At 47.3% G+C, this 26,284-nt stretch carries 27 protein-coding genes; 17 read left to right on the forward strand and 10 right to left on the reverse strand.

Going from position 1 to position 26,284, the window contains the following annotated elements:
- Positions 1–120: 120 nt before the first annotated feature.
- A complete protein-coding gene (locus IEY09_RS03555) occupies positions 121–528 on the reverse strand; it encodes a GFA family protein (RefSeq protein ID WP_144346678.1) in 408 nt (135 codons plus the stop codon).
- A gap of 88 nt (positions 529–616) precedes the next feature.
- Entirely contained in the window at positions 617–952 is a 336-nt protein-coding gene (locus tag IEY09_RS03560) for a winged helix-turn-helix transcriptional regulator (RefSeq protein WP_037414574.1), read from the reverse strand.
- Positions 953–1,054: 102 nt separating this feature from the next.
- On the opposite strand from IEY09_RS03560, the gene IEY09_RS03565 reads away from it, so the two are divergent.
- Positions 1,055–1,837 (forward strand): SDR family NAD(P)-dependent oxidoreductase, encoded by a 783-nt coding sequence (locus tag IEY09_RS03565; protein ID WP_188869874.1) that lies wholly within the window; start codon positions 1,055–1,057, stop codon positions 1,835–1,837.
- A gap of 67 nt (positions 1,838–1,904) precedes the next feature.
- Positions 1,905–2,564 (forward strand): cupin domain-containing protein, encoded by a 660-nt coding sequence (locus tag IEY09_RS03570; RefSeq protein WP_188869876.1) that lies wholly within the window; start codon positions 1,905–1,907, stop codon positions 2,562–2,564.
- A 116-nt stretch (positions 2,565–2,680) separates the two neighbouring features.
- Here IEY09_RS03570 and IEY09_RS03575 read toward each other — a convergent pair whose 3' ends face one another.
- Positions 2,681–4,276: a GMC family oxidoreductase gene (locus IEY09_RS03575; RefSeq protein ID WP_188869878.1), complete on the reverse strand. Its 1,596-nt coding sequence runs from the start codon at positions 4,274–4,276 to the stop codon at positions 2,681–2,683.
- A gap of 46 nt (positions 4,277–4,322) precedes the next feature.
- The gene (locus IEY09_RS03580) at positions 4,323–4,829 is read right to left on the reverse strand and encodes a hypothetical protein (protein ID WP_047539290.1); all 507 of its coding nucleotides are present in this window, start codon (positions 4,827–4,829) and stop codon (positions 4,323–4,325) included.
- Between the two features lie 111 nt (positions 4,830–4,940).
- Here IEY09_RS03580 and IEY09_RS03585 point away from each other — a divergent pair, with 111 nt between their 5' ends.
- The 3 genes from IEY09_RS03585 (at position 4,941) to IEY09_RS03595 (ending at position 7,151) form a co-directional block, all read left to right on the forward strand.
- A complete protein-coding gene (locus IEY09_RS03585; RefSeq protein WP_037414562.1) occupies positions 4,941–5,924 on the forward strand; it encodes a hydrolase in 984 nt (327 codons plus the stop codon).
- 9 nt (positions 5,925–5,933) lie between these two features.
- Positions 5,934–6,179 (forward strand): YheU family protein, encoded by a 246-nt coding sequence (locus IEY09_RS03590; protein WP_188869879.1) that lies wholly within the window; start codon positions 5,934–5,936, stop codon positions 6,177–6,179.
- Positions 6,180–6,263: 84 nt separating this feature from the next.
- Positions 6,264–7,151, forward strand: coding sequence for a phosphoribulokinase (locus IEY09_RS03595; RefSeq protein ID WP_011071167.1), 888 nt, complete (start codon positions 6,264–6,266; stop codon positions 7,149–7,151).
- Positions 7,152–7,351: 200 nt separating this feature from the next.
- Here IEY09_RS03595 and IEY09_RS03600 read toward each other — a convergent pair whose 3' ends face one another.
- The 3 genes from IEY09_RS03600 to pepB form a co-directional block, all read right to left on the reverse strand.
- Positions 7,352–7,531, reverse strand: coding sequence for a hypothetical protein (locus tag IEY09_RS03600; RefSeq protein WP_188869881.1), 180 nt, complete (start codon positions 7,529–7,531; stop codon positions 7,352–7,354).
- A 215-nt stretch (positions 7,532–7,746) separates the two neighbouring features.
- Positions 7,747–8,244: a GNAT family N-acetyltransferase gene (locus tag IEY09_RS03605; protein WP_047540746.1), complete on the reverse strand. Its 498-nt coding sequence runs from the start codon at positions 8,242–8,244 to the stop codon at positions 7,747–7,749.
- A gap of 210 nt (positions 8,245–8,454) precedes the next feature.
- Positions 8,455–9,747, reverse strand: coding sequence for an aminopeptidase PepB (gene pepB, locus IEY09_RS03610; RefSeq protein ID WP_188869883.1), 1,293 nt, complete (start codon positions 9,745–9,747; stop codon positions 8,455–8,457).
- 230 nt (positions 9,748–9,977) lie between these two features.
- Between pepB and sfsA the strand changes: the two genes are divergently transcribed.
- From sfsA to IEY09_RS03650, 8 genes are all read left to right on the forward strand, one after another.
- On the forward strand, positions 9,978–10,682 hold the full coding sequence (gene sfsA, locus IEY09_RS03615) for a DNA/RNA nuclease SfsA (protein WP_188869885.1): 705 nt from the start codon (positions 9,978–9,980) through the stop codon (positions 10,680–10,682).
- 163 nt (positions 10,683–10,845) lie between these two features.
- The gene (gene dksA, locus IEY09_RS03620; RefSeq protein ID WP_037414555.1) at positions 10,846–11,289 is read left to right on the forward strand and encodes an RNA polymerase-binding protein DksA; all 444 of its coding nucleotides are present in this window, start codon (positions 10,846–10,848) and stop codon (positions 11,287–11,289) included.
- A 139-nt stretch (positions 11,290–11,428) separates the two neighbouring features.
- Positions 11,429–12,325: a tRNA glutamyl-Q(34) synthetase GluQRS gene (gluQRS, locus tag IEY09_RS03625; RefSeq protein ID WP_188870078.1), complete on the forward strand. Its 897-nt coding sequence runs from the start codon at positions 11,429–11,431 to the stop codon at positions 12,323–12,325.
- Positions 12,326–12,608: 283 nt separating this feature from the next.
- A complete protein-coding gene (locus IEY09_RS03630; RefSeq protein ID WP_229777689.1) occupies positions 12,609–13,910 on the forward strand; it encodes a polynucleotide adenylyltransferase PcnB in 1,302 nt (433 codons plus the stop codon).
- Entirely contained in the window at positions 13,910–14,398 is a 489-nt protein-coding gene (gene folK / locus IEY09_RS03635) for a 2-amino-4-hydroxy-6-hydroxymethyldihydropteridine diphosphokinase (protein WP_088586095.1), read from the forward strand. The genes IEY09_RS03630 and folK overlap by 1 nt, the downstream gene beginning before the upstream one ends.
- A 56-nt stretch (positions 14,399–14,454) precedes the next feature.
- The gene (gene panB / locus IEY09_RS03640; RefSeq protein WP_069453503.1) at positions 14,455–15,249 is read left to right on the forward strand and encodes a 3-methyl-2-oxobutanoate hydroxymethyltransferase; all 795 of its coding nucleotides are present in this window, start codon (positions 14,455–14,457) and stop codon (positions 15,247–15,249) included.
- Between the two features lie 77 nt (positions 15,250–15,326).
- Entirely contained in the window at positions 15,327–16,172 is an 846-nt protein-coding gene (gene panC, locus IEY09_RS03645) for a pantoate--beta-alanine ligase (RefSeq protein WP_188869887.1), read from the forward strand.
- Between the two features lie 299 nt (positions 16,173–16,471).
- Positions 16,472–16,999 (forward strand): DUF4124 domain-containing protein, encoded by a 528-nt coding sequence (locus tag IEY09_RS03650; protein WP_188869889.1) that lies wholly within the window; start codon positions 16,472–16,474, stop codon positions 16,997–16,999.
- Positions 17,000–17,100: 101 nt separating this feature from the next.
- Here IEY09_RS03650 and IEY09_RS03655 read toward each other — a convergent pair whose 3' ends face one another.
- A complete protein-coding gene (locus IEY09_RS03655; protein ID WP_188869891.1) occupies positions 17,101–19,608 on the reverse strand; it encodes a S8 family serine peptidase in 2,508 nt (835 codons plus the stop codon).
- Between the two features lie 399 nt (positions 19,609–20,007).
- Here IEY09_RS03655 and IEY09_RS03660 point away from each other — a divergent pair, with 399 nt between their 5' ends.
- Both IEY09_RS03660 and IEY09_RS03665 read left to right on the forward strand, forming a co-directional pair.
- Positions 20,008–20,427 (forward strand): curlin, encoded by a 420-nt coding sequence (locus IEY09_RS03660; RefSeq protein WP_037414543.1) that lies wholly within the window; start codon positions 20,008–20,010, stop codon positions 20,425–20,427.
- A 14-nt stretch (positions 20,428–20,441) separates the two neighbouring features.
- Entirely contained in the window at positions 20,442–21,947 is a 1,506-nt protein-coding gene (locus tag IEY09_RS03665; protein WP_037414540.1) for a curlin, read from the forward strand.
- A gap of 165 nt (positions 21,948–22,112) precedes the next feature.
- On the opposite strand, the gene IEY09_RS03670 is transcribed toward IEY09_RS03665, so the two are convergent.
- A complete protein-coding gene (locus IEY09_RS03670; RefSeq protein WP_188869893.1) occupies positions 22,113–22,784 on the reverse strand; it encodes a helix-turn-helix transcriptional regulator in 672 nt (223 codons plus the stop codon).
- A 365-nt stretch (positions 22,785–23,149) separates the two neighbouring features.
- Positions 23,150–23,758 (reverse strand): DUF2238 domain-containing protein, encoded by a 609-nt coding sequence (locus tag IEY09_RS03675; RefSeq protein WP_188869895.1) that lies wholly within the window; start codon positions 23,756–23,758, stop codon positions 23,150–23,152.
- Between the two features lie 156 nt (positions 23,759–23,914).
- On the opposite strand from IEY09_RS03675, the gene serA reads away from it, so the two are divergent.
- Both serA and ygfZ read left to right on the forward strand, forming a co-directional pair.
- Positions 23,915–25,144, forward strand: coding sequence for a phosphoglycerate dehydrogenase (gene serA, locus IEY09_RS03680; protein ID WP_037414534.1), 1,230 nt, complete (start codon positions 23,915–23,917; stop codon positions 25,142–25,144).
- A 135-nt stretch (positions 25,145–25,279) separates the two neighbouring features.
- Positions 25,280–26,233 carry a tRNA-modifying protein YgfZ gene (gene ygfZ / locus IEY09_RS03685; protein WP_055648171.1) on the forward strand — a complete coding sequence of 318 codons (954 nt, stop codon included), beginning with the start codon at positions 25,280–25,282 and terminating at the stop codon, positions 26,231–26,233.
- The last annotated feature ends 51 nt before the right edge of the window (positions 26,234–26,284 follow it).

Below are 26,284 nucleotides of genomic sequence, written 5' to 3' on the forward strand. Positions count from 1 at the left end.
GATTTTTGCGCATATCAAGGCGCCCTGTCGTATGCCATAGCGAGCTATGGTTAGACAGAGCAACGCAGAGAGGCCCGAAAAGATGCCTATTCAGCGGCTCTACTTATCCCGAGCTCAGGTTTACTTAGTGCGAGCTTGAGGATAACGCTGGCAGTTATCCTCAATGTTAAGCCAGCTCAGCTGCTGCTCAGTATAAATATGGTAATTAGGCTGCACTGAATTTGGATCATCTAAGCTGGCGATCGTTAGGGTGAGATAATCGGGATACTCAGTGTGCCTAAAGGTCAGTGAGCAGCCACATTGGGCGCAAAATCCGCGTCTTACATATTCTGATGAGGCAAACTCAGTGATGTTGCCCTTAAGCCATGTCACCTGCGACACGTTAAAATCCATCCAAGCACCAAAGGCTGCCCCAATACTCTTTTGGCACATGCGGCAGTGACAATAATCCGCATCGAAGGGCTTGCCCTCAATCCGATAACGAATCGCTCCGCATAAACAACCGCCCTCTTGCAAGATCTTAGACATATCCATTAACCCTCATCAAACAGAGCAAAAACCTAATACATTAAGTTACCTTGATTATCTTGTATAACTGACCAGTCAAGACAGCTCATTACGCATCAATTTCTTGCTGCAATTTTTCCAGCTCATCTAAAATATGCAGAAATTTTTGGCCAAACTCCGTCACTTGATATTCGACCCGCGGTGGTAATTCGTTATAAATGACCTTATCTAAAATGCCAAATTCAATGTTCTTTTTTAAACATTGATTCAATACCTTAGTGGAGAGTCCCTCGACTGAGCGCACCATTTCTCCAGGCCTTTGGATCCCATTGGCCAACAACTGATAAACCGTTAATGACCATTTGCAACCATAAATCGTCTCGACCATTCGGGCTGAGCGCTCAGGCGGCGATTTGCGAGAAATAATTTTTTCATTGTTATTCATAAAGATGTACCAAAAAGTACCTGCCTAACCAATTTGTACTTACTGTTCAGATAGTTATTGAGTCCATAAGATTACCACCTTGATAATACATAGGAGTAGCAAATGCAATTTAATACCTCAAATCTGGCCATTATTATTGGCGGTAGTAGCGGCATCGGTTTTGAAACCGCTAAACAACTGGTCAAGCAAGGCGTACCAGTGCTTATCGTGGGTAATCAACAAGAAAAACTCACCGCCGCCGTCGCTGCACTCAAACAGGAAAATACAATCCCCGAGTTACAGGTCGAGGGGTTTCAAGCCAACCTTTACCAAGCGGCGGATCTTAATCGACTCATTACACACATCAACCAACTCGAGCATAAGGTCGGCTATCTCGTCAATGCGGCGGGGTATTTCAATCCCAAATCCTTTATTGACCACACTGAAGCCGATTACGAACTGTATATGGGGTTAAATAAAGCGCTGTTCAGGATTACCCAAGCCGTGACCCACAAGATGATCGATGCTGGCGGTGGTAGTATAGTGAACATAGGGTCGATGTGGGCAAAACAAGCGGTTAAAGCCACGCCTTCGTCGGCATATTCAATGGCAAAAGCCGGGCTACACGCATTAACCCAACACTTAGCGATAGAACTGGCGGACAAGCATATTCGAGTCAATGCGGTTTCACCCGCGGTAGTGAATACGCCAATCTATAACGCCTTTATTCCAAAGGAAGAGCGAGACCAAGTGCTTGCAAGCTTTGATGCTTTTCATCCAATTGGACGAGTCGGCACCCCTGCCGATGTGGCAAATAGCGTATGCTTTTTGTTATCCGATGATGCGAGTTGGGTAACAGGTGCAATTTGGGATATTGATGGTGGTGTGATGGCAGGACGTAACTAAATTCGCGAGTTAATGCACTGCGAGCAACACATAAATCATTTCATAAGATTAAATCAGGTCTAACACTATGCTTAATATGAACTTTAACCAGCGTATCGTTATCCATACGCAGCCACAACCTTGGTTGCCAAGCCCTGCTCAAGGGGTGTGGCGTAAACCACTGGAACGGGAGGCTAAGGAGTCTGGGCACACCACCAGCATAGTGAAATATGAAGCGGGCTCGCAGTTTGCGACTCATAAGCATCCATTGGGCGAAGAAATCTTTGTGCTTGAGGGCGTATTTTCCGATGAAAACGGTGATTATCCCGCGGGCAGTTATCTTCGCCATCCACCAGGGAGCCAACATGCCCCTTTTAGCCAAACAGGTTGCGTGATTTTCGTAAAACTTAACCAATTCGATCCGCGGGATCTCGAACATTTAAGGATAAATACTCAACAAACCCCATGGTTACCGGGTATAGGCGGCTTACAAGTCATGCCGCTACACGAGTTCGAGCATCAGCATACCGCGCTAGTAAAATGGCCTAAAGGTGAGAGATTTCAGCCACATCGGCATTTTGGTGGTGAGGAAATCTTAGTGTTATCCGGCAAGTTTCAAGATGAATTTGGCGAATATCCACGCCACACTTGGGTACGCAGCCCTCATATGAGCGGCCATTTTCCTTTTGTCGAAGAGGAAACCATTATCTTAGTAAAAACTGGCCATTTGCCTATCAGCCCGATTTAGCTCTATACAGCGGTGAATAGACCTTTATGCCGCATAAGTCTTAACAACTTACTTGTGCGGCTTAACGATTGTTGCTCATCCAAGGCTTAGTTACTTTCAGTTACATTGAGTTACAGTCAACTTTTGCCATCGGTGAGCTTTTGCGCCAGTGCGGTGGCATTGCGCGCGGTAATACCATAAATCGATAGCTGCGGATTGGCCCCTAGACTGGTCGGGAAGATAGAACCGTCCATCACCGACAGATTATCCAAATAATGTGACTGCCCATAGCTATTGACCATAGAGAGCTTTTCATCTTCGCCGAATGGACAGCCACCCATCACATGGGCCGAGGCCACCACCGTCTTTAGCGGCGCTAAGTCCATTTGGGCAATGCTCTCTTTCGCTTCCTTCCATGACGACAAATAGGGCATACCATCGCTGATAGGCAGCACTTTTAATGCGCCTGCCGAAAATTGCAATTCGGCCATGCTGGCGTAGGCTCGCCGCGCTGCCCGCCAAAAAGCCTCGGTTAATGGATAGTCCAAACTAAAGCCCGTTGGGGTTAAATGTACTTGTCCACCTTGACTGTCGGGATGATAACCGTCGCGAACCAAGGCGATAGTCACCTGCAACTGATTAAACTGCGCCATCAACTCAGCATGGCTTAATCCGTAACCTATGGTCTTAGAGGCGATCAAAATCGGATGCACTGGCGGCACTTCGAGCTTGTAACCTAACTCGCCATCTGCGCCATTTTTCCAAACAAACTCATCGGAATAGATAGATTGAGGTGCGCCGCTGTGGGCATTAATCGCATCGGCAAATACGCCGCCAGAAAGCACAGTGGGATGTAAAAAGGTTCGTTTGCCCAATAACTGGTAGGGATCGGGCACCTCAGAGCGCATCATTAAGGTCGGCGTGTGGATAGCGCCAGCGCTCAAAATATAGTGTTTGGCTTTAAACAGCAGCTCAACCGCAGTCGGCCTTAAATTAACGTCGAGCGCCTGTGCCTTGAGGGCAAAGACTTGGCCATTATGGTGTTCAATTTTAACGACTTTGGCGCGACTAATCAGCTGTGCGCCCTTCTCTAATGCACTCGGAATTGTCGTTACTAGCATCGACTGTTTGGCATTGACTGGGCAGCCCATCCCGCAATAGCCAGTATTCCAGCAGCCTGCGACATTGCGCTTTATCACAGTGTAATCCCAACCTAGGTTGATACAGCCTTGTTTGAGCGCGCCGTTATTACGGTTAGGCTCATAATTCCATTCGTGGATATTGAGCCGCTGCTCCATCAGCTCGAACCAAGGCGCTAAGGTTTCAGGATCGAGTCCGGCTACAGATTTATGCTGCGCCCAAAAGGCTAAGGCATCCTTTGGCGTACGGATCGAGGTGGTCCAATTGATGGTCGTAGAGCCACCCACGGCGCGACCTTGGAAGATACCAATCGCTTTATCGGCGGTTTTCATCGCCGCCGCCTGTTGATACAAATTCGGATACGCGACCCGCTCCTCCATATTAAAATCGCTGGAGGATTTAAGCGGTCCCGCTTCAATCATGATCACACTGAGCCCAGCTTGGGTGAGAATCTCCGCCGCTACGCCGCCGCCTGCGCCCGTGCCCACAATCACCACATCGGCTTCAAATTGTTGGTTTTCTTGCAGCTGACTGGCATCGGTATGTAACCAACCGGAATTTAAGCCTGTCACTATGGGATCTATGATTGCCACTTGGAATACTCCATCTTCACATTATTGTTATTATTAGAAATTAGGCCTATTTGAACAACTCAGGCTTGGCGTAGTGGAGTCGGCTCCAATGCTCAGGACAAGCGTAATAACTGGCCATCACTAATTCTCGCAGGCCTAAATAAGCCGTTTGCAATAACGCAAAGTAGCTGTGACGCCAAGTCTCCAGCATTTGGGTCAACTCGGCGGGAGAGCGCATTAACAGTGGCGTCATGCTTGAGGTCAGTAGCAATAATCCAAGGCGATTCTCGAGCATATCGAGTAGTTCAAATAACTCGGACTGCTGTTCATCTGGCAACACAGCAATCGATTGTTTAATGGCATCTAAGGTGCGATTTTGCGCCGCCACCTTATGGGTTGCCACATCAGGCAAAGCCCCATCAAGCATCACAGGCAACAGCACACTGAATAATAAGCGGTAGTCTTTCCCCTCGCCTTCATCGGGTAGACTAAATTCGGGAGAATAAAGATTCACCCCTAGGGCTATCGCCGCTGTACCAGCAAACGCGCCCAGTAAAAAGGTTCGTCTATTCATCAATGTCTCCCCAAGACGCTTAGTGTTAAATTACTGTGCTACAATGACCGCGAACCTAAATTAAACACACGTTTTAATTTTCAGCAATAGTTGATGCCAAGATAAGATCCCATGCCAAACGCTTTTACACCGCCTTGGTGGGCCAAAAGTCCCCATGTACAAACCATTTTGCCCGTATTCACTAAAGTGGCCAAACCTGTGCTTAAGCGACAGCGACTCGAGCTTCCCGATGGCGATTTTATCGATTTAGATTGGCAAGCTAGGCCAGAAATCGGTAAACCCATTGTGGTTATCATTCATGGATTAGAGGGTAGTGCCCAGTCCCATTATGCCAGACGCATTCTGCAAGCCTGTAAAGAACAAGAGTTAGCCGCCGTGGTTCACCATCATAGAAGCTGCTCAGGTGAAGCCAATCGTCTCGCCCGCAGTTACCACAGTGGCGACACCGACGATTTGCAGTTTAGCCTAAGCCAGCTGCAACAAACCTATCCGCAATCACCTTTATTGGCAGTAGGTTACAGCTTAGGCGGCAATGTATTGACCAAATATCAAGGCGAATATCAAGAGCACAGCCTGTTGAGTCGCGCTGTAGTCGTGTCGGCGCCGCTGCAATTATCGGCCTGTGCAAAACGCTTAGAGAATGGTTTTTCAAAGGTGTATCAAAGCCATTTAATCAAGCAGTTACAATATAAGGTCAATCAAAAGCTTAATGATCCAGAGCTTGCTGGCACTATGACCTTGACCCCAATCCAAGTTGCTAATCTCAATACTTTTTATGACTTTGACGATAAAGTCACCGCCCCGCTCCATGGATTTTTAGGTGTAGAAGATTACTATACCCGCGCCAGCGGCTTACCCTTTGTTAGCCGAATCACTAAGCCTACGCTAATTATGCATGCCAAGGACGATCCCTTTATGACGGATGAGGTCATCCCGCATCCCAGCCAGCTTTCCGAACATGTGGAATATGAGTTACATGCCCATGGCGGCCATGTTGGTTTTATCGAAGGCGGCACGCCATGGAAGCCACGCTATTATTTAGAGCGGCGCATTTTAGACTTTTTACTCGCCAATGATGCGTCATCGGCACCTTAAGGAACCCGAATGCTTATCCCCTACAATGCCTTACTCCAACTCCCCAAAGAGACCTTAGTCAACTTGATCCGCGAATATCTGTTAGGGCAAGTGGAGGATGGTAGTTTTACCAGCCTAGATGAGCAAGAACTATCAGGTGCAATAGTGCAATGCCAACAAGCACTTAAACAGGGTAAACTCGTCTTAGAATACAGTGAAGAGGATGAGTCTTTTGCCATTCGTCACGCTGACCAAGTGGCCAAACGGCAAGATTGACCATTAGTATCCCTGTGCCGTATAAATAGCTTATACGATTTATCGCTTCAACTGAGCGGCTCTTTAGGTTCCTAGGTAGAAAAAATGTCAGCAAAACATCCAATTATTGCAGTTACAGGCTCATCCGGCGCAGGAACCACCACAACCACCACAGCCTTTAGTCATATTTTTCGCCAACTTGGAATTAATGCCGCCTTTGTCGAAGGGGATAGTTTTCATCACTATACCCGCGCAGAAATGGAAGTGATGATCCGTAAATCCCAAGCCGAGAATCGTAACCTGAGCTATTTTGGCCCCGAGGCCAATAACTTTGCCCGCCTAGAGCAATGCTTTCGCGATTATGGCGCCACCGGCCAAGGTGAAACCCGCAGCTATTTACATACCTTCGATGAAGCCGTACCCTTTAACCAAATGCCAGGCACCTTCACCCAATGGCGGCCACTGCCTGAAAACACCGATATGCTTTATTACGAAGGCTTACATGGCGGCGTAGTCACGGGCGATGCCAATGTAGCCCAGCATGTCGATTTGCTGATCGGCATGGTGCCCATCGTAAACTTAGAGTGGATCCAAAAGATCATTCGTGATACTTCGGAGCGTGGCCATAGCCGCGAAAAAGTCATGGGCTCGATTGTCCGCAGTATGGACGATTATATTAAACACATGACGCCGCAATTTTCGCGCACCCATATCAACTTCCAACGGGTGCCGACGGTAGATACCTCTAACCCCTTCAGCGCCAAGGATATTCCAAGCCTAGATGAAAGCTTTGTGGTGATCCGTTTTCGCGGCATCAACAATGTCGACTTCCCCTATTATTTAAGCATGATCCAAGGATCCTTTATGTCGCGGGTCAATACCCTAGTTGTACCCGGCGGCAAAATGTCCCTCGCGATGGAACTTATACTCACACCGCTGATTAAGGATTTAATGGAAAAACGCCAACAGCTTAATAGTCCGCAGGCGAACTGAGATAGCGTTAACGTTTGACTAAAGGCTAATGAAATAAAGCCTTTTTGAGCAATAGATTAAGTTTGATTTAAGCCATTGAAGTTAATCTTATTGGCATCGGGATTTCAGGCGAAAGAACGATAGTTGGCATACTCTTGGGAGTTAATTCCCCCATCTTGATCTGTTGATTCCCTTGGGTATGCCAGCAACCCCATTCAGCGTTAAGTCTTAGCTGTTAATTCCACATCCATGCTTGATCTGTTGATTCCTTTGAGTATGTCAGCAACCCCTTCAAAGCTTTTAGTTGTAGCAATTAATTCCACATCCATGCTTGATCTGTTGATTCCCTTGGGTATGTCAGCAACCCCTTCAAAGCTTTTAGTTGTAGCAGTTAATTCCACTTCAATGCTTGAACTGTTGATTCCCTTGGGTATGTCTGCACCGCTGAACCAAATAGGTTCTAGGTTCTAGGTTCTAGGTTCTAGGTTCTAGGTTCTAGGTTCTAGGTTCTAGGTTCTAGGTTCTAGGTTCTAGGTTCTAGGTTCTAGCAGCCAAGCGCTCTCGCAGTTGCAAAGCAACGCCCTAGATTCTAGCAACAGCGTTTTTTTGCAGCGTCCTAGCAAACCAGATTTTTATACATCACCATACATTCCAAGGCGATACCGCGGGGTGAGCAATAGATAGATTCTTCCTCAAAACCTTCACCGCCGAAACCGTAGTGGCGATAAAACCCCACGGCATTGAGGGTAGATTCTAATCGCAATTGGGCGATGCCTAAGTTAAAGGCTTTTGTTTCAATAAATTGCAGTAACGACTTGCCGACACCTAAGCCCATCGCCTCGGGAGCAACAAACAGCGCCTCGACCTGAGCATAGGGTTCATCCAGCATAATGGTACCAACCAAAGTGCCTTCTTGAGTCTCATCATCAAGGATTTCAGCCACATAAAAATGCGCGCCCACCATACGACGAAAAGATTCGGTCAATTCGCCCTGCATCCAAATCTGCAAGTCATCTTGAGCATAAAATCCGGCGCAGCCTTTATTAATCGCCGCATTACGAATGTCCCAGCAAGCCTTAGCATCTAATTGCGTTGCTTTACGTATCCTTAGCATAGTCATCCCGATAAATAGCCCTAGCCCTAGCTGTGGCCATAACCATAGCCAACCGCTAATACGCTGAATCATAAAATAAACATATAAAGACTCATACTGCCCACGCTTTAATTTTATGCAATAAAAAACCGCCCGAAGGCGGTTTTAATACAATAAGAAGCTTTACTTGCAAGCTTAGCCGCAAAAGCAAACTCAGTCGCGAAAGCAAACTTAGCCTTTAATCAGCTCGCTGATGGTCAGCACGCCGTGGGTGGTCGCGCCAGCACCCCATAGTGCAGAAGCAGAATCTTCGAAGGCGGCCGCTAAATCCACGTGTAACCATTTGGCTTCTGGCGAAACGAAACGCCATAAGAAACCTGCGGCATTCGAGGCACCACCCGCACCACCGCCTTTCACTGGGCGGCTGTTTGCCGTGTCAGCATAGGCCGATGGGCACATGTCTTTATGCCAAGGATCCAATGGCAATGGCCATACACGCTCGGCTACTGTCGAGGCTTTTTGTTGCGCCAGTTGTAACACTTCCGTCTGTGGCGAGAAAATCGCGTTGTAGTTAGAGCCCACCGCCATTACCGCCGCACCAGTTAAGGTTGCCGCATCGATAATAAAAGGAGCACCCGTCGCAGAAGCAGCTTGCAGACCATCGGCCAGCACTAAACGCCCCTCGGCATCGGTGTTAACCACTTCAACTGTGACGCCATTTTTGTAGGTGAGGATATCACCCAGCTTATAGGCACGGCCACTGATCAGGTTTTCAGCGCAGCAGAGGAATAATTTAACGCGTTTGTTCAGGCCCGATTTAATCGCTAAACCTAAAGCGGCAGTAACAGTGGCGGCGCCGCCCATATCACACTTCATGCCCAGCATGCCTTCAGAAGCTTTAATGCTGTAACCGCCGGAGTCGAAGGTAATCCCTTTACCGACTAAGGCAACAGATACTGGGGCATCGGCTGACAGCGGGTTAAAGTCTAGCTCTAACATTGCAGGTGGGCGCTCACTGCCGCGACCTACAGCATGAATACCAATCCATTGCTCTGCTAATAATGCTTCACCTTCAATAATACGGTAACTGACCTTGGCACCACCGAGTTCGGCTAACCATTTGGCCGCTTGCTGCGCCAGTTTCACAGGAGACAGATTTTCAGGAGTCTCATTGATCAGTTGACGGGCAAATGTCGCCACGTCTAAGCGACGTTGTAACTCGGCTTGTACTTCGGCATCGCCGCACCATTGGATCTTGTAACCGGGTTTAGCGGTGGCAAAGCCTTGAGCGAAGACCCATTGGCTATTTAGATCCCAAAGAGATCCCACTAATGCGACGGTATTAATCCCTTGATTACGTAATTTACGCGCCGCCATTTGAATTTGGCGTAACTCATCGCCGCCACCTAAGTGGACTAATGCGCCTTCGCCATTGAAGGTCACATCGGCTTTGCCCCAATGGGCTGCGGGGGCATCTTTGGTTAACTCAACGCTCATCACTTCAGTTACTTTCAATTCACTCATGAGGGGTCCTTATTTTAATTTGTTCTTGCTCTTATACCCATGCAAGTTGAGGTGAGACGTCCGGCATCCTCAGGCTTTTGGGGTATACATAGTACAACGGGGTTGGCGGCAGTTTACTGCCAGTGGCCCAGGACTGAAAGCCATCGGCCTAAGTTACCGAGGTAAAATCTGTAAACATTTGCGAAATTTGTTAATCTTTGGCCCCAGAATCAACTAGCTACAGGGATCACATGCACTTTACTCCAGCACTGAAATCGGGAAAGCTACTTAAGCGCTACAAACGTTTTCTCGCCGATATTCAACTCGAAGACGGCAGTGAAATCACCCTGCATTGCCCCAATACTGGCTCAATGCGCAACTGCCTGTTCCCCGGTGAAACTGTGTGGTTTTCCACCTCCAGCAACCCTAAGCGCAAATATGCCAACACATGGGAGTTAATGACTACACCAGCAGGTGGCCTTATTGGCATTCATTCGGGCAATGCCAACGCCCTAGTCGAGGAGGCGCTTAATAAAGGTGTCATCACCGAACTCGCAGGCTATGACAGCTTAAGCCGCGAAGTGAAGTACGGAGATGAAAACAGCCGTATCGATATCTTGCTGGAAGCCGCTCAAAAACCCGCCTGCTATATAGAAGTCAAAAGTTGTACTTTGCTTGAGGATGGCCAAGGTTATTTCCCCGATGCAGTGAGTCTTCGCGGCCAAAAACATCTGCGGGAATTAATGCACATGGCCAGCCTTGGGTACAGAGCCGTATTGCTATTTGTGGTGCAACATACTGACATTATGAGTGTTGCACCAGCGACACACATTGACCCTGAGTATTCTAACCTATTGAAAAAAGCTATTTTATCAGGTGTAGAAGTGCTAGCGTATCGCTGCGAAATATCCCCCGATGAGATACATCTGGCCCAATCATGCCCAGTCCGAGTATGATGTTAAGATTGAGTAAAATACTTTTTCATTTCAATTAGCGAAGGCAGTCAAAAAATTCTGTCAAGGTGAAACGAAAAATTTGCCTCGTTGTAAAGATTCTGATATAGATAGCGGCCGTTCTTAAGGACGCCCTACAAACGCAAATGATGACAGGAGATGCGTTATGCCTGAAGGCACCAAAAAACTTGGCGTACTCGCTATCGCAGGTGTAAGTCCCTACCAGGAAAAACCCGGTGAGGAGTATATGAACGCTAAGCAACTGGGTCACTTCAAGATCATTCTTGAAGCTTGGCGCAATCAGTTGCGTGAGGAGGTCGACCGTACTCTGAGTCATATGCAGGATGAAGCAGCAAACTTTCCCGATCCTGTAGACCGTGCAGCGCAGGAAGAAGAGTTCAGTCTCGAATTACGTGCGCGTGACAGAGAACGTAAACTGATCAAGAAGATCGAAAAAACTCTCCAGAAAATCGAAGAAGACGATTTTGGCTTCTGCGATTCTTGCGGTATCGAAATCGGCATTCGCCGTCTCGAAGCGCGTCCAACAGCCGATCAGTGTATCGACTGTAAAACGCTTGCAGAGATCAAAGAGAAGCAAATGGCGGGTTAATCGGCCATCCTAGGCGGGGAGTTCCCCGCCTACTTGTTTGTGCATCTTGCATAAACATCCTCTCGTTTCACTTCGCTTTTTTGTTAGTATCCCCCTAAAATACAGCCACTTTGACTGGTTATTCCTGCAAATTCCTATGATGGCGACTCACTCTTGCAACACTTCCGCTTTACATCCTTATGTTGGCCGTTTTGCGCCTTCGCCCTCAGGAGCATTGCATTTTGGCTCGCTAGTCGCCGCCCTTGGTAGTTATCTGCGGGCGCGCTCAGAGGGAGGAAAGTGGTTAATACGCGTTGAGGATATTGATCCACCTAGGGAAGTTGCAGGCGCCGCCGATGATATTTTACGCACCTTAGAGGCTTATGGTTTCGAATGGGACGATGCGGTGCTGTACCAGAGTGCGCGCACCGAGGCCTATCAGGCCAAACTCGATGAGTTACTCGCTGAGGATAACGCCTACTTCTGCCAATGCAGCCGCAAACAAATTCAAGCCATGGGTGGGATTTACGATGGCCGCTGCCATCGGTTAGCCACGCCACATCACAGTGGTGCGGTTCGGCTAGTTAATCGCGCTCAAGTGGCCGAGTTTACCGATAACCTGATGGGAAAAGTGATTGTAGATCGGGCCTTTGCTGCTGAAGATTTTATTATCAAACGTAGTGATGGACTTTATGCCTATCAACTCGCCGTAGTGCTGGATGACGCCTACCAAGGCATTACCGAGGTGGTGCGGGGCTACGATTTAATCGAAGCCAGTTGTCGCCAATTAAGCCTATATCAAACCTTTGGCCTAAGCGCGCCGCAGTGGTTGCACTTACCGCTCGCCAGTTTAAGTCCGGGTTTTAAGCTGTCAAAACAAAATCACGCGCAGGCTATCGATAAACAGCATCCGCAAGCGAGTCTCAATGCAGCCCTCGCCTTTTTGGGCCAAGCACCAGTAGAGCTCACAACTGCGCCGCAAATGCTGGCCCAGGCAGTGTCCCAGTTTAAACTGACGGCAATCCCTAAACAGCGGGAAATCCTGATCGCCCCTTAAAGCCTGACGGGCAAGTTCTCGACCTAAAAGCATCATGTTATCAGCGCTAAGTCGTGGCATAGCTCAAAAATCGCGATATACCCATCGGGACGCAATTGGTATATCATAGCCGCCAGATTTTTAATCACATAACAGATACATTCCGAGGTGTCCCATTTTTCGCCGTATTAGCCAATTCTGCAAGCAGCTATTTGAAGACGCGCCTAAAACGACCGCTCCAACTCCAGCTCAGATTGAACCCCAAACGCCCGAACTCACATCTGGCGGCTTAAGCTTGGCGATCGTGCCTCGGGATGCGCACACCATTTCCCGAAAGCAAATCAGTGAAAATGCGCTTAAGGTACTATATCGACTGAATAAAGCTGGTTTCCAAGCCTATTTAGTCGGTGGGGGTGTACGGGATTTGCTCCTTGGGCTTGAACCGAAAGATTTTGACGTAGTTACCAATGCAACGCCGGAAGAAATCAAAAAACTGTTCCGCAATTGCCGTGTTGTTGGTCGTCGATTCCGCCTTGCCCATATTGTGTTTGGCCGCGATGTGATTGAAGTGGCGACTTTCCGTGGCCACCACGGTGAAAGCAATGAAAAGATTTCCAAAGCCAATGCCGAAGGGCGTTTGCTCAGGGATAACGTGTACGGAGAAATCGACGAAGACGCCGAGCGCCGCGATTTTACCGTCAACGCCCTTTACTACGATATTAGCGACTACTCTATCCGCAGCTATGGCGGTGGCATGGAAGATCTTAAAGCCGGCACCTTAAGGCTGATTGGCGATCCCGAAACCCGTTACCGCGAAGATCCAGTGCGAATGCTCAGAGCCGTGCGTTTTGCCACTAAGCTCAGCATGACAATCGATGAAGTAACTGCTAAACCAATCAAACAGTTAGCACCACTGCTCAAAGATATTCCTGCCGCCCGCATGTATGAAGAAGTGCTCAAACTCTTCTTCGCAGGCAAAGCCATGGCAAACTTTGAGATGATGCAGGAATATAAACTGTTTGCGCCCCTATTTCCTCAGGTTAACGCCCTATTAAAAGAAGCGCCTAAAGGTCCGGCAATGAAGATGGTGCAAGCCATTATGAAGAGTACGGATGATCGCGTTAATGAAGATAAGCCCGTCACGCCATCGTTTTTCTATGCGGCGATTCTCTGGTATCCACTGCGCCAACGCGCCGAAGATATTGCTGTTGAAAGTGGCCTTACTTTATATGATGCCTTTTTCGCCGCTATGGGCGATGTGATGGAGCAGCAATGCCAAACCATTAGTATTCCTCGCCGTTTTAGCACACCAGCTAAGGATATCTGGCAACTACAACTTCGCTTTGAACGCAGCCAAGGCACGCGCGCCTTTAAACTGTTAGAGCATCCTAAGTTTAGAGCGGCATACGACTTACTGTTACTGCGTGGCGAAGTCGAAGGGGGCAATCTGGCCAAGAGTGCAGCCTGGTGGCAACAGTTTGTTGAAGCGGATGAAACCGAGCGTTTGGCGATTGCCCGCAGCGGTAATAAAGCCTCGAGCAGCCGTAATCGCAATTCACCTCAGCGTCGCCGTCGCCGCCCAAGTGCAGCCAAAGCCGAAGAATAATGACTCAAGTCTTTGTCGCCCTTGGAGCGAATCTTGAAGATCCCCAAGCACAACTGGACAATGCCGTAGCGGCCTTGTCCACCTTGGCTGAAAATCAAAGTCTTAGGGTATCTCCCTATTACCGTTCAACGCCAATGGGTGAGGTTGTGCAACCTGACTATATTAATGCTGTTGCAGGCTTTGAAACTCAGCTGGCCCCGCTGGCCTTATTAGATGCACTGCAACACATTGAAAATACCCAAGGCCGTGTACGCCAAGAGCGTTGGGGGCCCAGAACATTAGATCTCGACTTACTCTTGTATGGCGACGCCATCATCGATGAGCCAAGACTCAAAGTGCCGCACTATGGCATGAAAGAACGTAGCTTTGTGCTAGTTCCTTTAGCTGCCATTGCGCCCGATCTCGTGTTGCCCTGTAAAACGCCGCTACACAGCCTTATCAGTGAAAAATTCTTGGCCGAGTTACAACTACTGGGCAATGATCATTGAAGTCAGCCCCCAGTTAGCTTATAACACCACTTCCATTTGGTTTGAAGATCACCCATATGTCTAAAGTTACTAGCTCAACCCTGTTGAAATACAAACAGGAAGGTAGAAAATTCACCGCTCTGACAGCCTATGATGCCAGCTTTGCCAGCGCGTTCGACGGCGAAGGCATCGATGTGCTACTGGTCGGCGATTCTTTGGGAATGGTTCTGCAAGGCCACGATGATACACTGCCCGTCACGACAGCTGAAATCGCCTATCACACTCGTTGTGTGCGTCGCGGTATCGAGCGATCACTGCTGATCGCCGACATGCCGTTTATGAGTTACGCCACGCCAGAACAAGCCATGGACAACGCCACCGCACTCATGCAGGCGGGTGCTAATATGGTCAAGCTGGAAGGCGGTCACTGGTTACTCGAAACGGTTACTAAACTGACCGAGCGCGGTATTCCTGTCTGCGCCCACTTGGGCCTCACCCCGCAATCGGTACACGTTTTTGGCGGTTTTAAAGTGCAGGGCCGCGATGCTGAAAATGCCCAGCGCATTCTCGATGAAGCCAAGGCCTTAGAGGCGGCAGGCGCGCAGCTGTTAGTGGTTGAATGTATTCCAGCATCGCTTGCTACCGCCATTACTCAAGCATTAACTATCCCTGTAATTGGCATTGGCGCGGGCGCCAGCACCGATGGTCAGATTCTGGTGATGCACGACGTGCTTGGTATTTCGAGTGGTTATATTCCACGTTTTTCAAAGAACTACCTCAAGCAAACGGGCGAAATCCGCTCGGCGGTTCGCGCTTATATTGAAGAAGTGGCCAATGGCACCTTCCCGAGTGCAGATCACACGTTCAACTAAGAGTGCTAGCACTCATTAAGCTAAATAGTGCTAAGCACACAGACTACTCATTTTAGGTTTTAGCAAGGTAAGAGTTAATGATCACTAGCGCCCATATCGATGATATTCGTACTCAAGTGCGAGCATGGCGTGCCAAGGGCGAGACTGTCGCCTTTGTGCCGACCATGGGCAATCTCCATCAGGGACACATCACCTTAGTGAAAGAAGCGGCGAAGAAATGCGATCATGTAGTCGTCTCTATCTTCGTCAATCCCATGCAGTTTGGGCAAAATGAAGATCTCGATGCCTACCCGCGCACCTTAGAGGCAGATAGCCAAGCCTTAACCGCAGCGGGCGCCGAGCTGTTGTTTACACCAACACCTGCGATTATTTACCCCAAAGGGTTAACGCAGCAAACCTATGTTGAAGTCCCAGGGATCTCCGATGTGCTCTGCGGTGCCAGTCGTCCCGGCCACTTCCGTGGCGTCGCGACCATCGTTTGTAAACTGTTCAACATAGTGCAGCCCGATGTCGCGTTTTTTGGCAACAAGGATTATCAACAACTGTTAGTGATCCGCACTATGGTTGAGGATTTGTCGCTGCCGATTGAAATAATTGGCATTGATACCATTCGTGAAGCCTCGGGTTTAGCCATGAGTTCACGCAATGGCTACCTGACGGCGGAAGAAAAAGCCGCAGCGCCCGCGCTGAAAAAGGCCATCGATGCCATGGCACAAGGCATCAAGCAAGGCGTGAGTATCGAACAAGTCACCGCAGAAGCCAAAGCGAGCCTTATCGCCGCAGGCTTTACACCGGATTATTTAGAAGTTCGCCATGCCACCACACTGGCCCATGCGGAAGCTACGGACCAAGCCCTGGTGATTTTGGCGGCCGCTTACTTAGGTAAAGCGCGTCTTATTGATAATCTGCGCTTTGATCGCTAAACATCTATTTAAGATTTGAGAAAAGGAGCTTAGGCTCCTTTTTTATTACCTCAGAACGCTGGTATTGCTGGCGTTCCAGTGAAGCGTCAAATAAATTCCAGCGTCAAAAAACTGGTTTTATTCTTTCACTTACGCCATAGTACTCAACAATGTTAACGTTAAGTAACATATGTTTATACTACATGGATTTATAACTGCTAAAGTTTAAAGGGAGATAAGTGAGACAACTCCATTTAACTCTAGCTTAATACCCATTGTGATAACTTCATTCATTGCGTATACAAAGGATTTGTCGTCGAATGGCAAGACTCATAGTGACTCTTATTTGTATGCTTTTGCCTCTCACGGCGCTCGCAAATACCGTCTATAAATGTCGCAAAGGCGATAAAGTCATCTTTAGCCAAATCGCCTGTCCGCAGGAATACAGTCAGCATAAAATTGAATATCAGTTGGGTATTAGCAACGAAATTGATTCAGATAAACGTGAAACCAAAGTAGACCCATTGCAAGCTTTGTTAAATAATCACTCCTTACCCCCAAAGAAACTGCTGCAATTACTCGACGGTGAAATCTATAGCCTAAAACAAGAGAATAGCTATTTTGAAATCCTAAGGGCCAGTGAATTACAGAAACTAGAACGGCAGCGATATTGGCAAAATAAAGACAAAAGTGATCCCGATTATTTAAAGCAACTGAGTAAGATTAATGATCATTTTGATAAACTCACCACAATCAATAGCCAACTTATACAGCAATTATCGGATAGAAAAACCCAAATAAATGCCAATGTAGAACACGAAGAACCCCAAAAAAATGACACGCATTAGTTGAGCATTAAATGTAAATGGTCACTACCGACTAAACAGCTAGTTTAGGGGTTGAAAGCAAAAAGGCGACCAAAAGGTCGCCTTCATTTTTGATGACTAAATTAGAATTGTGCTACTACTGGCGCAGAACATAAGGTTCCAGTGGTTTCACATACTTGATAAGTCACACTTGATGCTGACGTAGTGAAGCGATCACGATAGTTGCCATCGTTCTCAGTTGTCACCACTAACTGACCGTCACGGTATAGAGCAACACTTTCGCCTAATGCACTATCCCATTCAATATCTACCATAGCGCTACCACGGCGTGATACCAATGCGCGAGTGACGGATGCGTTGATACTATGCTCATAAACTTGAACTTCCATGGTCACAGTATTGCTGTGTTCCATTGAGTCAGTCACAGTGAGGGCCACAGTGTAAGTACCTGCCGCAGCAAATACATGGCTAGGGCTCATTTCAGTTGAAGTTGAACCATCACCAAAATCCCAGCTGTAGCTCACGATATCATCGTTCGCATCGGTACTAGTGTTAGTAAAGGCGACACTTAAACCTTCAACTGCATACTCGAAGCCCGCCACTGGTGCCGCTGGAGATGCTTCGCCTAAGCCGCTGATCACTAAGCCCCAGTTATTAAGAGTACCAGTGTCAGCCGCTGCATTGTCATCTACTGATAATGACCAAGTACCCCGTGCGTTTTCACCATCAAACGCGCTTAAGTCCCAGCTCTTAACAATGTTGTCAGCGCTGCCGCCATCACGGTTATGTAGAACCACTTCAGTACCTGCTGGTGAAGTTAACACAACGCGTAAGTCACCAATCCAAGTGTGGCTGATATTGACATCGGCGGTCACGCCAAAAATCTGCACATCATCAGTAACTTCAATCGTGCTCACAATACCACTAGCATTGTTATCAGGGATAGCAACAGCATTCTCATTGCCATAGGTAAAGTCATTTAATCCTTGAGGGAACACATTCAGTGAAACGACTTTAGCCTTTTCAATGGTGCCATCGGTACCTGTTACTGTAATGCTGTAATCACCCCAAGCTGTTTGCGCCGTTGTCGCAACATCTAAGGTAAATGAACCACCAGCTGAAACAGTTGAGGCTGATAAGGACACACCTTCTAGCGCTGGAGAAACAGAGACAGAAAGCGCCACATCGCCTTCCCATCCAGCAACGCTACCAACACTAAAGTTATAGCTTGCAGTGCTACCCGCTTCGACAGATTGTGATACTGGCGATACGGTAAACTTGTAGCTAGGAGATGGGTTAGCCTGCTCGAGTGCGTTAGCCACATTGAGGCGAGTACCAGCCACGGTTTTACCCGTTAAATCTGCATTAGCATCACCTGATGCCATCAGCAGTTCTTTCATTGCCACAGGTGATAGGTCTGGATTTAACGACCACACCAGAGCTGCGGCGCCCGTGACATGTGGAGTTGCCATAGAGGTACCAGAATAAGTCGCGTAACCACCACCAGGAACGGTAGAGAGAATCGCGGAGCCTGGTGCTCCCATATCGACACTGGTTAAGCCCCACTGGGAGAAATCTGACATACGGTCATTACGGTCGGTACTGGCAATAGACAACACCACATCCGAATCGTAACTTGAAGGATAGTGTGGGCTCGCATCGTTATCGACCGCGTCATTACCCGCTGCTGCAACGAATAAAATGCCTGCTTCACCACCCGCTTCAATCGCATCTTTTAAGGCTTGGCTAAAGCTACCGCCGCCCCAAGAGTTGTTGGTGGCTTTGATATCCACGCCATGGTTAACCTTCAGATCCGTAAAGTAATCTAAACATGCAATCGCGCCAGCTGTAGAACCATAGCCATCGGCATCAAGGAACTGACACGCGGCAATTTTAACGTCCCAGTTCACCCCAACGACACCTACACCATTGTTGCCTTTAGCACCAATAGTGCCAGATACGTGAGTACCGTGACCATTACCATCCATTGGGTTACCGTTATCGTTTACCGCACTGTAACCGTGAATATCATCGATCACGCCGTTGCCATCATCATCAATACCATTGCCTGGAATTTCGCCAGCGTTAACCCACATGTTGGCTTGCAGATCGGGGTGATTGTAATCTACCCCAGTATCGATAACCCCAATCACCACATCTGAGCTACCCGTAGTGATTTCCCAAGCTTCAGGCGCATCGATATCCGCATCGGCGGTACCACCATTTTGGCCAGTGTTGTTCATTCCCCACAGGCTAGCAAAGCTTGGGTCATCGGGTGTGCCTATCGCCTTAAGAATGTAGTTGGGTTCTGCATATTTTACCGCTGGATGACGACTAATCACCTTAATCGCATCTTCAATATTAGCGCCTTTACGCAGGGCTAAACGGGCTAGTTTACCATTGAGTAAATGCTGGAATTTATCGTCTACGCCATCAGCATTTGCATCGGTTAAGGTGCCGCGAATTAAACGCTGTGCTGCTGCACGTTCGGCTTTAGTCACATTATCTTTGTACACCACAAGGATGGCGTCTTTTTCATAGACTGGTGCATCTTTTGCCATTGCAGGCACCGCTGACAACGTCATCGCTCCTGCAATTGCTAACGCCAATGGTGAGAGTTTTATTGACATACTTAAGCTTCCTATAGTCCTTTACGTTGAAATTCTGGAACGGCAATTACGCAGCCACCATTCAAAGTGAAATGGATAAAAACGACGAATTTCCAGCATGTTTGCCTGCAAATTGTTGCCATAATGTTTCAATTTAAAAAAGACGCTGCACGCTAAATACAACTTAACTACTAGACCAACTCGGTGAGGTAAATACTGCCTAAACGCAGGGTTTTATCGACAAAAAACAAGATATTCATGGAATTAACAAAAGTTAATCTGGTTAGCATTTAAATTACACCTCAAAAATAAATACCCTTTTGGCCAATTGTCTCTAAGCACTATGGCTCGTACCTTGATGCCTGAGTTGGAAGGAGTCTGTGCTCTGACCAAAACACCAATACATGCAAGGAGTCACTTGTGCCAAATCCATTAACACGCTTTTTGGTACTGCTGCTCTTGATATGTAGTTGCCTGACATCATCCCATGCGGCAGATGTCAGTGAATTGCCCGTCACACTGCAGGCGCTAATTGAGCGTTCAGGGCGCGATAATCTTATCGACCTAGTGCAGCAAGGCACGGCAAACCAAGGGATAGTGTTTCAATCAGGGAACGATAACAGCGCCTATGTGACGCAAGCGGGTAACGATAACGTATCGCTTGTGACACAGATTGGAACCAATAATGAAGTCCAACTACGACAAGTCGGCACTAAAAATATGGCTTCGATTACCCAGATTGGTAATGACAACCTGGTGCAATTGAACCAGCTAGGAAGCGGCAATTTTTCGATTCAACAGATTGCGGACGGTGCCGCAATCTCAATAACTCAGTATTAAACAGGGAGAGTCACATGAAATCACAAGCAAAAATGTCATTGATTGCATTAGCCATTACTGCGGGATTAAGTGGTAATGCGCTAGCAGCAAGCACAGTCAACGAAATCAGCGTTGAGCAAACAGGCCAAGGTCAAGATACCTTAGTCGCTCAAACTGGTGTCATTAACGCAGCAGCAGTAACCCAAACGGGTAACGACCAAGTTGCCACCGTATTACAAGACGGTGTATGGCATGAAGCACAAGTCAACTCAACTGGCGATGCTAACAAAGTGACTGTTAGCCAACAAACAGATTGGCACGTAGCCTCTGTTGATGTGGAAGGCAATAATAACGAAGTTGAAGTGACTCAAGACGGCTTCTTCAACCAAAGCAGCAACGATGTCGTGGGCAACGACAACCTTGTTTCAGTTAGCCAATTAGGTGAGCTGAACGAAAGCTATGTTGAAATCACTGGCACAGAAAACAGTGCATTTGTTGAGCAAGAAGGTGATGAAAACCTTGCCGTATTCCGTGTTCAAGGCGACAACAACGACGGTGATATCAAACAATACGGTAACAGCAACCAAGCGGGTCTAATTGCACTCGATCTGACTGCCAACGTGGGTAACAACAACGACGTATCAGTTGAACAAATTGGTAACAATAACTTTGGTGCAGCCAAAGGCATCGCTGGTAACGACAACAGTGTTGATATCTACCAAAAAGGTGATAACCACACTGGCTTTGTTTACGCCTTAGCCGGTAGCGAAAACGATATCAGCATGAAGCAAGAAGGCAGCAATAACATTGCTTACCTCTCTATGACTACGGGTGATGATAACACTATCGACATCGCTCAAGATGGTGATAGCAACACAGTTGGTGATTCTTTAGTTGCTGATATTCAAGGTGATGATAATGATATTGCCATCAAGCAAAAAGGCGACAGCAACGGTGCAGAGTTCCAAGTATGGGGCGATAGCAACGACGTAGACTTAAAACAACGTGGTGATGCTAACTTCGCAACCTTTGGCGCTTACGGTACTGACAACGACTTCGACTTATCCTCTAAAGGTGATAACAACGAGCTGGTTGCCTTCGCAACAGGTGAAGACAACAGCATCGAAATCAGTCAAGAAGGTGATGCGAACTTCGCTTATGTGGATGCCGTGGGTAGCGACAACGAAGTGGATGTTGAGCAAGATGGTGATCAAAACGAGACCATCATTAGCGTAACAGGTAACAACGCCGATGTAACTGCACTGCAACACCGTGGCGATCTGAACCTTATCGATTTAATCATCGAAGGTGATGAAAACTCAGCAGAAATCACTCAAGCGGGTAACGGCAACTGGGTCGGTGGTGATAGCGGTAGTTCATTTGCTGCCAACTCATTTGGCGTGAGTGGTGACAACAACAGCCTAATGATCTCCCAAACAGGTAATGACAACTTAGTATTAGGCTCACAAGCGGGTAACAACAACAGCATCAGCGTAACCCAAAATGGTGATATGAACGTTGCGACTGTTGTGCAGTACTAATCTTTAAATATGAGTCGCCTTCAAGTTGAAGGCGGCTAAATAAAAACGGGAACATTGATAATGTTCCCGTTTTTATTTGCCTATCACACGCAAAAGTACATCGCTATTCGTCTTATCGTTTGGGTATCACACCACGCACCCGCTCGCTTTCAAACAGGATACCAATTAACTACAAAACTCAAAATGGGTTTGATAGGTCTGAGCCCATCTTAATAACTCGACACGATTTCGTGACTGGGTTTTACGGAAAATCGATGAAATATGCGCCTTTACCGTGTGCTCACTGATGCAAAGACGATGGGCAATTTCCTTATTTCTCGCGCCGCTGGAAACGAATTGAATGATGGTTCTTTCTCTAGAGGTAAGCGCTTGCAGCATGGCCACAGTGTCGGCAGGCATATCATGTTGTCCATCCAACTTTTGCACCACGCGACGAAACATCTTACTGAGCAAAGTTCTATCGTACCAAAGCTCGTCGGCAACCATTTTACGTAATCCGGTCAACATCAAATCCATACGCTGGTCAGTAAACAGTAGTCCGCGTATGCCAAGCAGCATAGCTGACTCTTGATCTAAGGAATTGCGCTCAACTTGATACAGAGCCACAGGAATATGGGGGACAAGACGAGATGCCAGCAAAGGGATCCCTTTATTATCTAAGGCCGCACCTTTCTGGGCGATTAAACAAAAGCTGCGATGCCCTTTGTCTAAATCTAACTCTAACGCTGAGGCATGTTTAACGATCCGTGTTTTCAATCCGATAGATTCAGCAAGTATCGCTAAATGGCAAGGCGCCGCCACTTGATGTAAAAATACTAACTCATTGATAGTACCCAATTTACTCTTCTCCCTGAAAAGTATTCCATTATCTTTTTATCCGGCTTAATGAAATCTGCCTAAATCTCAGCGTACATCTCATTAACATAGCCCATTTTGACTAGTTACCATATGAATTCCATCACCCAAATGTACTAATAACCTCTATTTATATGTAGTAAATTCGACTAACTCCCTAAATAGTATTTCATTGCTAGCAATTAATACTAAACGAGATGGAGATCACACTCGTCTTTATACCTTAGTTAATGGAAACATCAATCGAAAGTTTAAACACAAAATTAACACCGAAAAATGACATTTTGGGGAATAAAAATCCCCTTTGAATGTCATTCAAAAGGGATTGGATGCTCTCAAGACTACGATTAGACTTGAGTCAGAAGTTTAGTGATTTGCTTATCCTGCACACGGGATAAACTGAGTAGCGCTACAATGGCCCCTATCAAGGCTAAAAACATATCCGATTGGGTATCCCACATGTAACCTTGTGTGCCTAAGAATGCCTCAGCACCTTCCCCCGTTGCAGCGGCCACCCACCACTCAATAAGCTCATAGAAAGCACTGAAAGCGAGTACAAAACAAGTGACCAAAAAAGCGCACCAAGCGCCGGGTTTGACGGCTTGATTGCGTAACATAATCTCACGGGCCAACATGGTAGGAATAAAGCCTTGAGCGAAATGCCCGACCTTGTCGTAATTGTTACGTTCACTGCCCATCCATTGGGCAATGGTGTCAAATAATGGCACTTCAGCATAGGTATAGTGCGCACCGACAAACAGCACACAACAATGTACAAGTACTAAAAAATACACTATTGGGGTTAGCTCAAAACGTTTGCGGGTAAAAAATAATAGCGGAACCGCCACTAATGCAGGTAAAGCTTCAAGCCACCAAGTGAAAGTATCTGCAGGTTTTATCGCCGACCAGACTAAAACTGAGAGGTAAATACCGCACCAAGCGATTTTATTATTCAATGTTTCTTCCTCTTATGCGATATTGTTCTAATTTTAGAATATTAACTTTAGCCATCTAGCCCTCCACAGTGAGCAAAAAAAGTGCTACTTTGATGAGCCAAGGTTGTCAGCATAACATACAAGAACCACTTCAATTAATTAGAGGGTACCCATATCATGGCGAAACATTCGCTTGACAAGGATAAGATCAAAATCCTGTTGTTGGAAGGCGTCCACCAATCTGCGGTAGATGTGTTTGAACGCGCGGGATACACCAATATTGAGTATCACAAAGCCTCGTTAGGTGATGAAGCCCTGCATGAATCCATCAAAGATGCTCATTTTGTTGGTATTCGTTCCCGTACCCAACTCACCGCCGATGTATTAAAACGTGCCGAAAAATTAATTGCGATTGGTTGTTTCTGTATCGGCACTAACCAAGTGGATCTAGCGACCGCCGAATCCCTCGGTATCCCAGTATTTAATGCCCCTTTTTCTAATACCCGCAGCGTAGCTGAACTGGTATTAGGCGAAATTATTATGCTGATGCGCGGTATTCCTGAACGTAACGCTATCGCCCATCGTGGTGGTTGGATGAAAACTGCCGCAGGCAGTTACGAAGTCCGTGGCAAAACTTTAGGCGTGATAGGCTATGGCCATATTGGAACTCAGCTGGGGATCCTGGCAGAAACCTTAGGCATGCGTGTGGTGTTCTTCGATATCGAAGACAAATTGCCATTGGGTAATGCCCAGCAAATCCATTCAATGGAGCAATTGCTGGCACAGTCCGATGTAGTAAGCTTGCACGTGCCTGAAACGCCGCAAACCAAAGACATGATAAGTACTGCCGAATTCGCCGCTATGCGTAAAGGCAGCATCTTTATCAACGCTTCCCGCGGTACTGTGGTCGATATCGATGCGCTTACGGTTGCACTCAAAGAGCGTCACCTTGCGGGCGCGGCGATTGACGTTTTCCCCATTGAGCCACAATCGAATGATGATGAATTTATCAGCCCATTACGCGGTTTAGATAATGTGCTACTCACGCCACATGTGGGTGGTAGCACCGCCGAAGCACAGGAAAATATCGGTATCGAAGTGGCAGGCAAATTAGCCAAATACTCAGATAACGGTTCAACCGTATCTGCGGTTAACTTCCCTGAAGTGTCTCTGCCAATGCATAAAGGTACCTCTCGCCTACTGCATATCCACCAAAATCGTCCAGGCGTGCTGATCAAAATCAACAAAGCCTTCTCTGAAAAAGGCATTAACATTGCCGCTCAGTATCTGCAAACAACGGCAGAAATCGGTTATGTGGTAATGGAAGTCGACACTCACCAAGCAGAAGAAGCCTTGGTTGAGCTTAAAGCCATTGAAGGCACACTGCGTACTCGCGTGTTGTTCTAAAGCCTAAACCGCTTGGGTTTGCCCCCATCTAAGGCGCACATTTCATTTAAGATATGTGCGCCTTATGCTTTTGAGGCCAGAGGAATTCCGCTACAATCAAGCCTCTTGCATCGCCTTCATTTTCAGGATCTCGCTATGACTATTGCAGTTTCGACACCCAATTGGGATCTGGACGCCTCCACGCCTCCACTTATGCTCGCCAACTTATCCCACCTAGGCCTTATCAAAGTGGTTGGCGAACAGGGCCGCAGTTTTATCCATGGCCAAGTGACCACAGATATCAGCTCACTTGAAGCCAACCAATGGCGCTGGGGCGCACATTGTGATCCTAAGGGAAAGATGCTGGCTAGCTTCCGCACCTTTGCCATCCGAGATGCGCTGTTGATGTTGATGCCAAAGGACACTATTGCAGTGGATCTGCCACAACTGCAAAAATATGCGGTATTTAGTAAGGCGACCCTGACCAATGCCTCTGATGAGTGGACATTACTCGGTGTGGCGGGTGAACAGGCTAAACAATTTGTCAGCCAACACTACGGTGAAGTCACTCAGGAACTCACTCTCATCGAGCATGGCGCCATTTTAAAAGATGCGGATCGATTTATATTGGTTCTACAACCACAAGCCGCAAGCGCCCTCATTGCCGAGCATACCGTATTTGATGCCAGTGCTTGGCAAGCATTAGAAATTGCTGCGGGTTACCCCAATCTAGCGCCAAGCCATGCTAATCAGTACGTACCGCAGATGTGTAACCTACAGGCTATTAACGGCATTAGCTTTAACAAAGGCTGCTACATGGGTCAAGAAACTGTGGCTCGGATGAAATACCGTGGTGGTAACAAGCGTGCGCTCTATATTCTTCAAGGCACCACTTCCTTAAATATCAATTTGGAAACGGGTATCGAGATAGAATTGGAAGACGGTTATCGCAAGGGTGGACAAATCATTGAATTTGTTCAACGTGGTAATCAAGTGCTGCTCACCGCAGTGCTCGCCAACGATACCGAGAGTGACGCCAAACTGCGTTTCGCTGATGACGAACAATCTAGCTTACATATTCAAGCATTGCCCTACTCGCTCGAAGACTAGTTTCTCGCTGATAAGCGAATCGTATTGAAAAAGGCGCCCTAGGCGCCTTTC

This window comes from Shewanella xiamenensis, assembly GCF_014647135.1.
Taxonomy (GTDB): Bacteria; Pseudomonadota; Gammaproteobacteria; order Enterobacterales; family Shewanellaceae; genus Shewanella; species Shewanella xiamenensis.

Coding starts and splice junctions, on each gene's coding strand:
- IEY09_RS03555 (WP_144346678.1), bottom strand. CDS start 528: ATGTCTAAGATCTTGCAAGAGGGCGGTTGTTTATGCGGAGCGATTCGT.
- IEY09_RS03560 (WP_037414574.1), bottom strand. CDS start 952: ATGAATAACAATGAAAAAATTATTTCTCGCAAATCGCCGCCTGAGCGC.
- IEY09_RS03565 (WP_188869874.1), top strand. CDS start 1,055: ATGCAATTTAATACCTCAAATCTGGCCATTATTATTGGCGGTAGTAGC.
- IEY09_RS03570 (WP_188869876.1), top strand. CDS start 1,905: ATGCTTAATATGAACTTTAACCAGCGTATCGTTATCCATACGCAGCCA.
- IEY09_RS03580 (WP_047539290.1), bottom strand. CDS start 4,829: ATGAATAGACGAACCTTTTTACTGGGCGCGTTTGCTGGTACAGCGGCG.
- IEY09_RS03585 (WP_037414562.1), top strand. CDS start 4,941: ATGCCAAACGCTTTTACACCGCCTTGGTGGGCCAAAAGTCCCCATGTA.
- IEY09_RS03590 (WP_188869879.1), top strand. CDS start 5,934: ATGCTTATCCCCTACAATGCCTTACTCCAACTCCCCAAAGAGACCTTA.
- IEY09_RS03595 (WP_011071167.1), top strand. CDS start 6,264: ATGTCAGCAAAACATCCAATTATTGCAGTTACAGGCTCATCCGGCGCA.
- IEY09_RS03605 (WP_047540746.1), bottom strand. CDS start 8,244: ATGCTAAGGATACGTAAAGCAACGCAATTAGATGCTAAGGCTTGCTGG.
- pepB (WP_188869883.1), bottom strand. CDS start 9,747: ATGAGTGAATTGAAAGTAACTGAAGTGATGAGCGTTGAGTTAACCAAA.
- sfsA (WP_188869885.1), top strand. CDS start 9,978: ATGCACTTTACTCCAGCACTGAAATCGGGAAAGCTACTTAAGCGCTAC.
- dksA (WP_037414555.1), top strand. CDS start 10,846: ATGCCTGAAGGCACCAAAAAACTTGGCGTACTCGCTATCGCAGGTGTA.
- gluQRS (WP_188870078.1), top strand. CDS start 11,429: ATGGCGACTCACTCTTGCAACACTTCCGCTTTACATCCTTATGTTGGC.
- folK (WP_088586095.1), top strand. CDS start 13,910: ATGACTCAAGTCTTTGTCGCCCTTGGAGCGAATCTTGAAGATCCCCAA.
- panB (WP_069453503.1), top strand. CDS start 14,455: ATGTCTAAAGTTACTAGCTCAACCCTGTTGAAATACAAACAGGAAGGT.
- panC (WP_188869887.1), top strand. CDS start 15,327: ATGATCACTAGCGCCCATATCGATGATATTCGTACTCAAGTGCGAGCA.
- IEY09_RS03650 (WP_188869889.1), top strand. CDS start 16,472: ATGGCAAGACTCATAGTGACTCTTATTTGTATGCTTTTGCCTCTCACG.
- IEY09_RS03655 (WP_188869891.1), bottom strand. CDS start 19,608: ATGTCAATAAAACTCTCACCATTGGCGTTAGCAATTGCAGGAGCGATG.
- IEY09_RS03665 (WP_037414540.1), top strand. CDS start 20,442: ATGAAATCACAAGCAAAAATGTCATTGATTGCATTAGCCATTACTGCG.
- serA (WP_037414534.1), top strand. CDS start 23,915: ATGGCGAAACATTCGCTTGACAAGGATAAGATCAAAATCCTGTTGTTG.
- ygfZ (WP_055648171.1), top strand. CDS start 25,280: ATGACTATTGCAGTTTCGACACCCAATTGGGATCTGGACGCCTCCACG.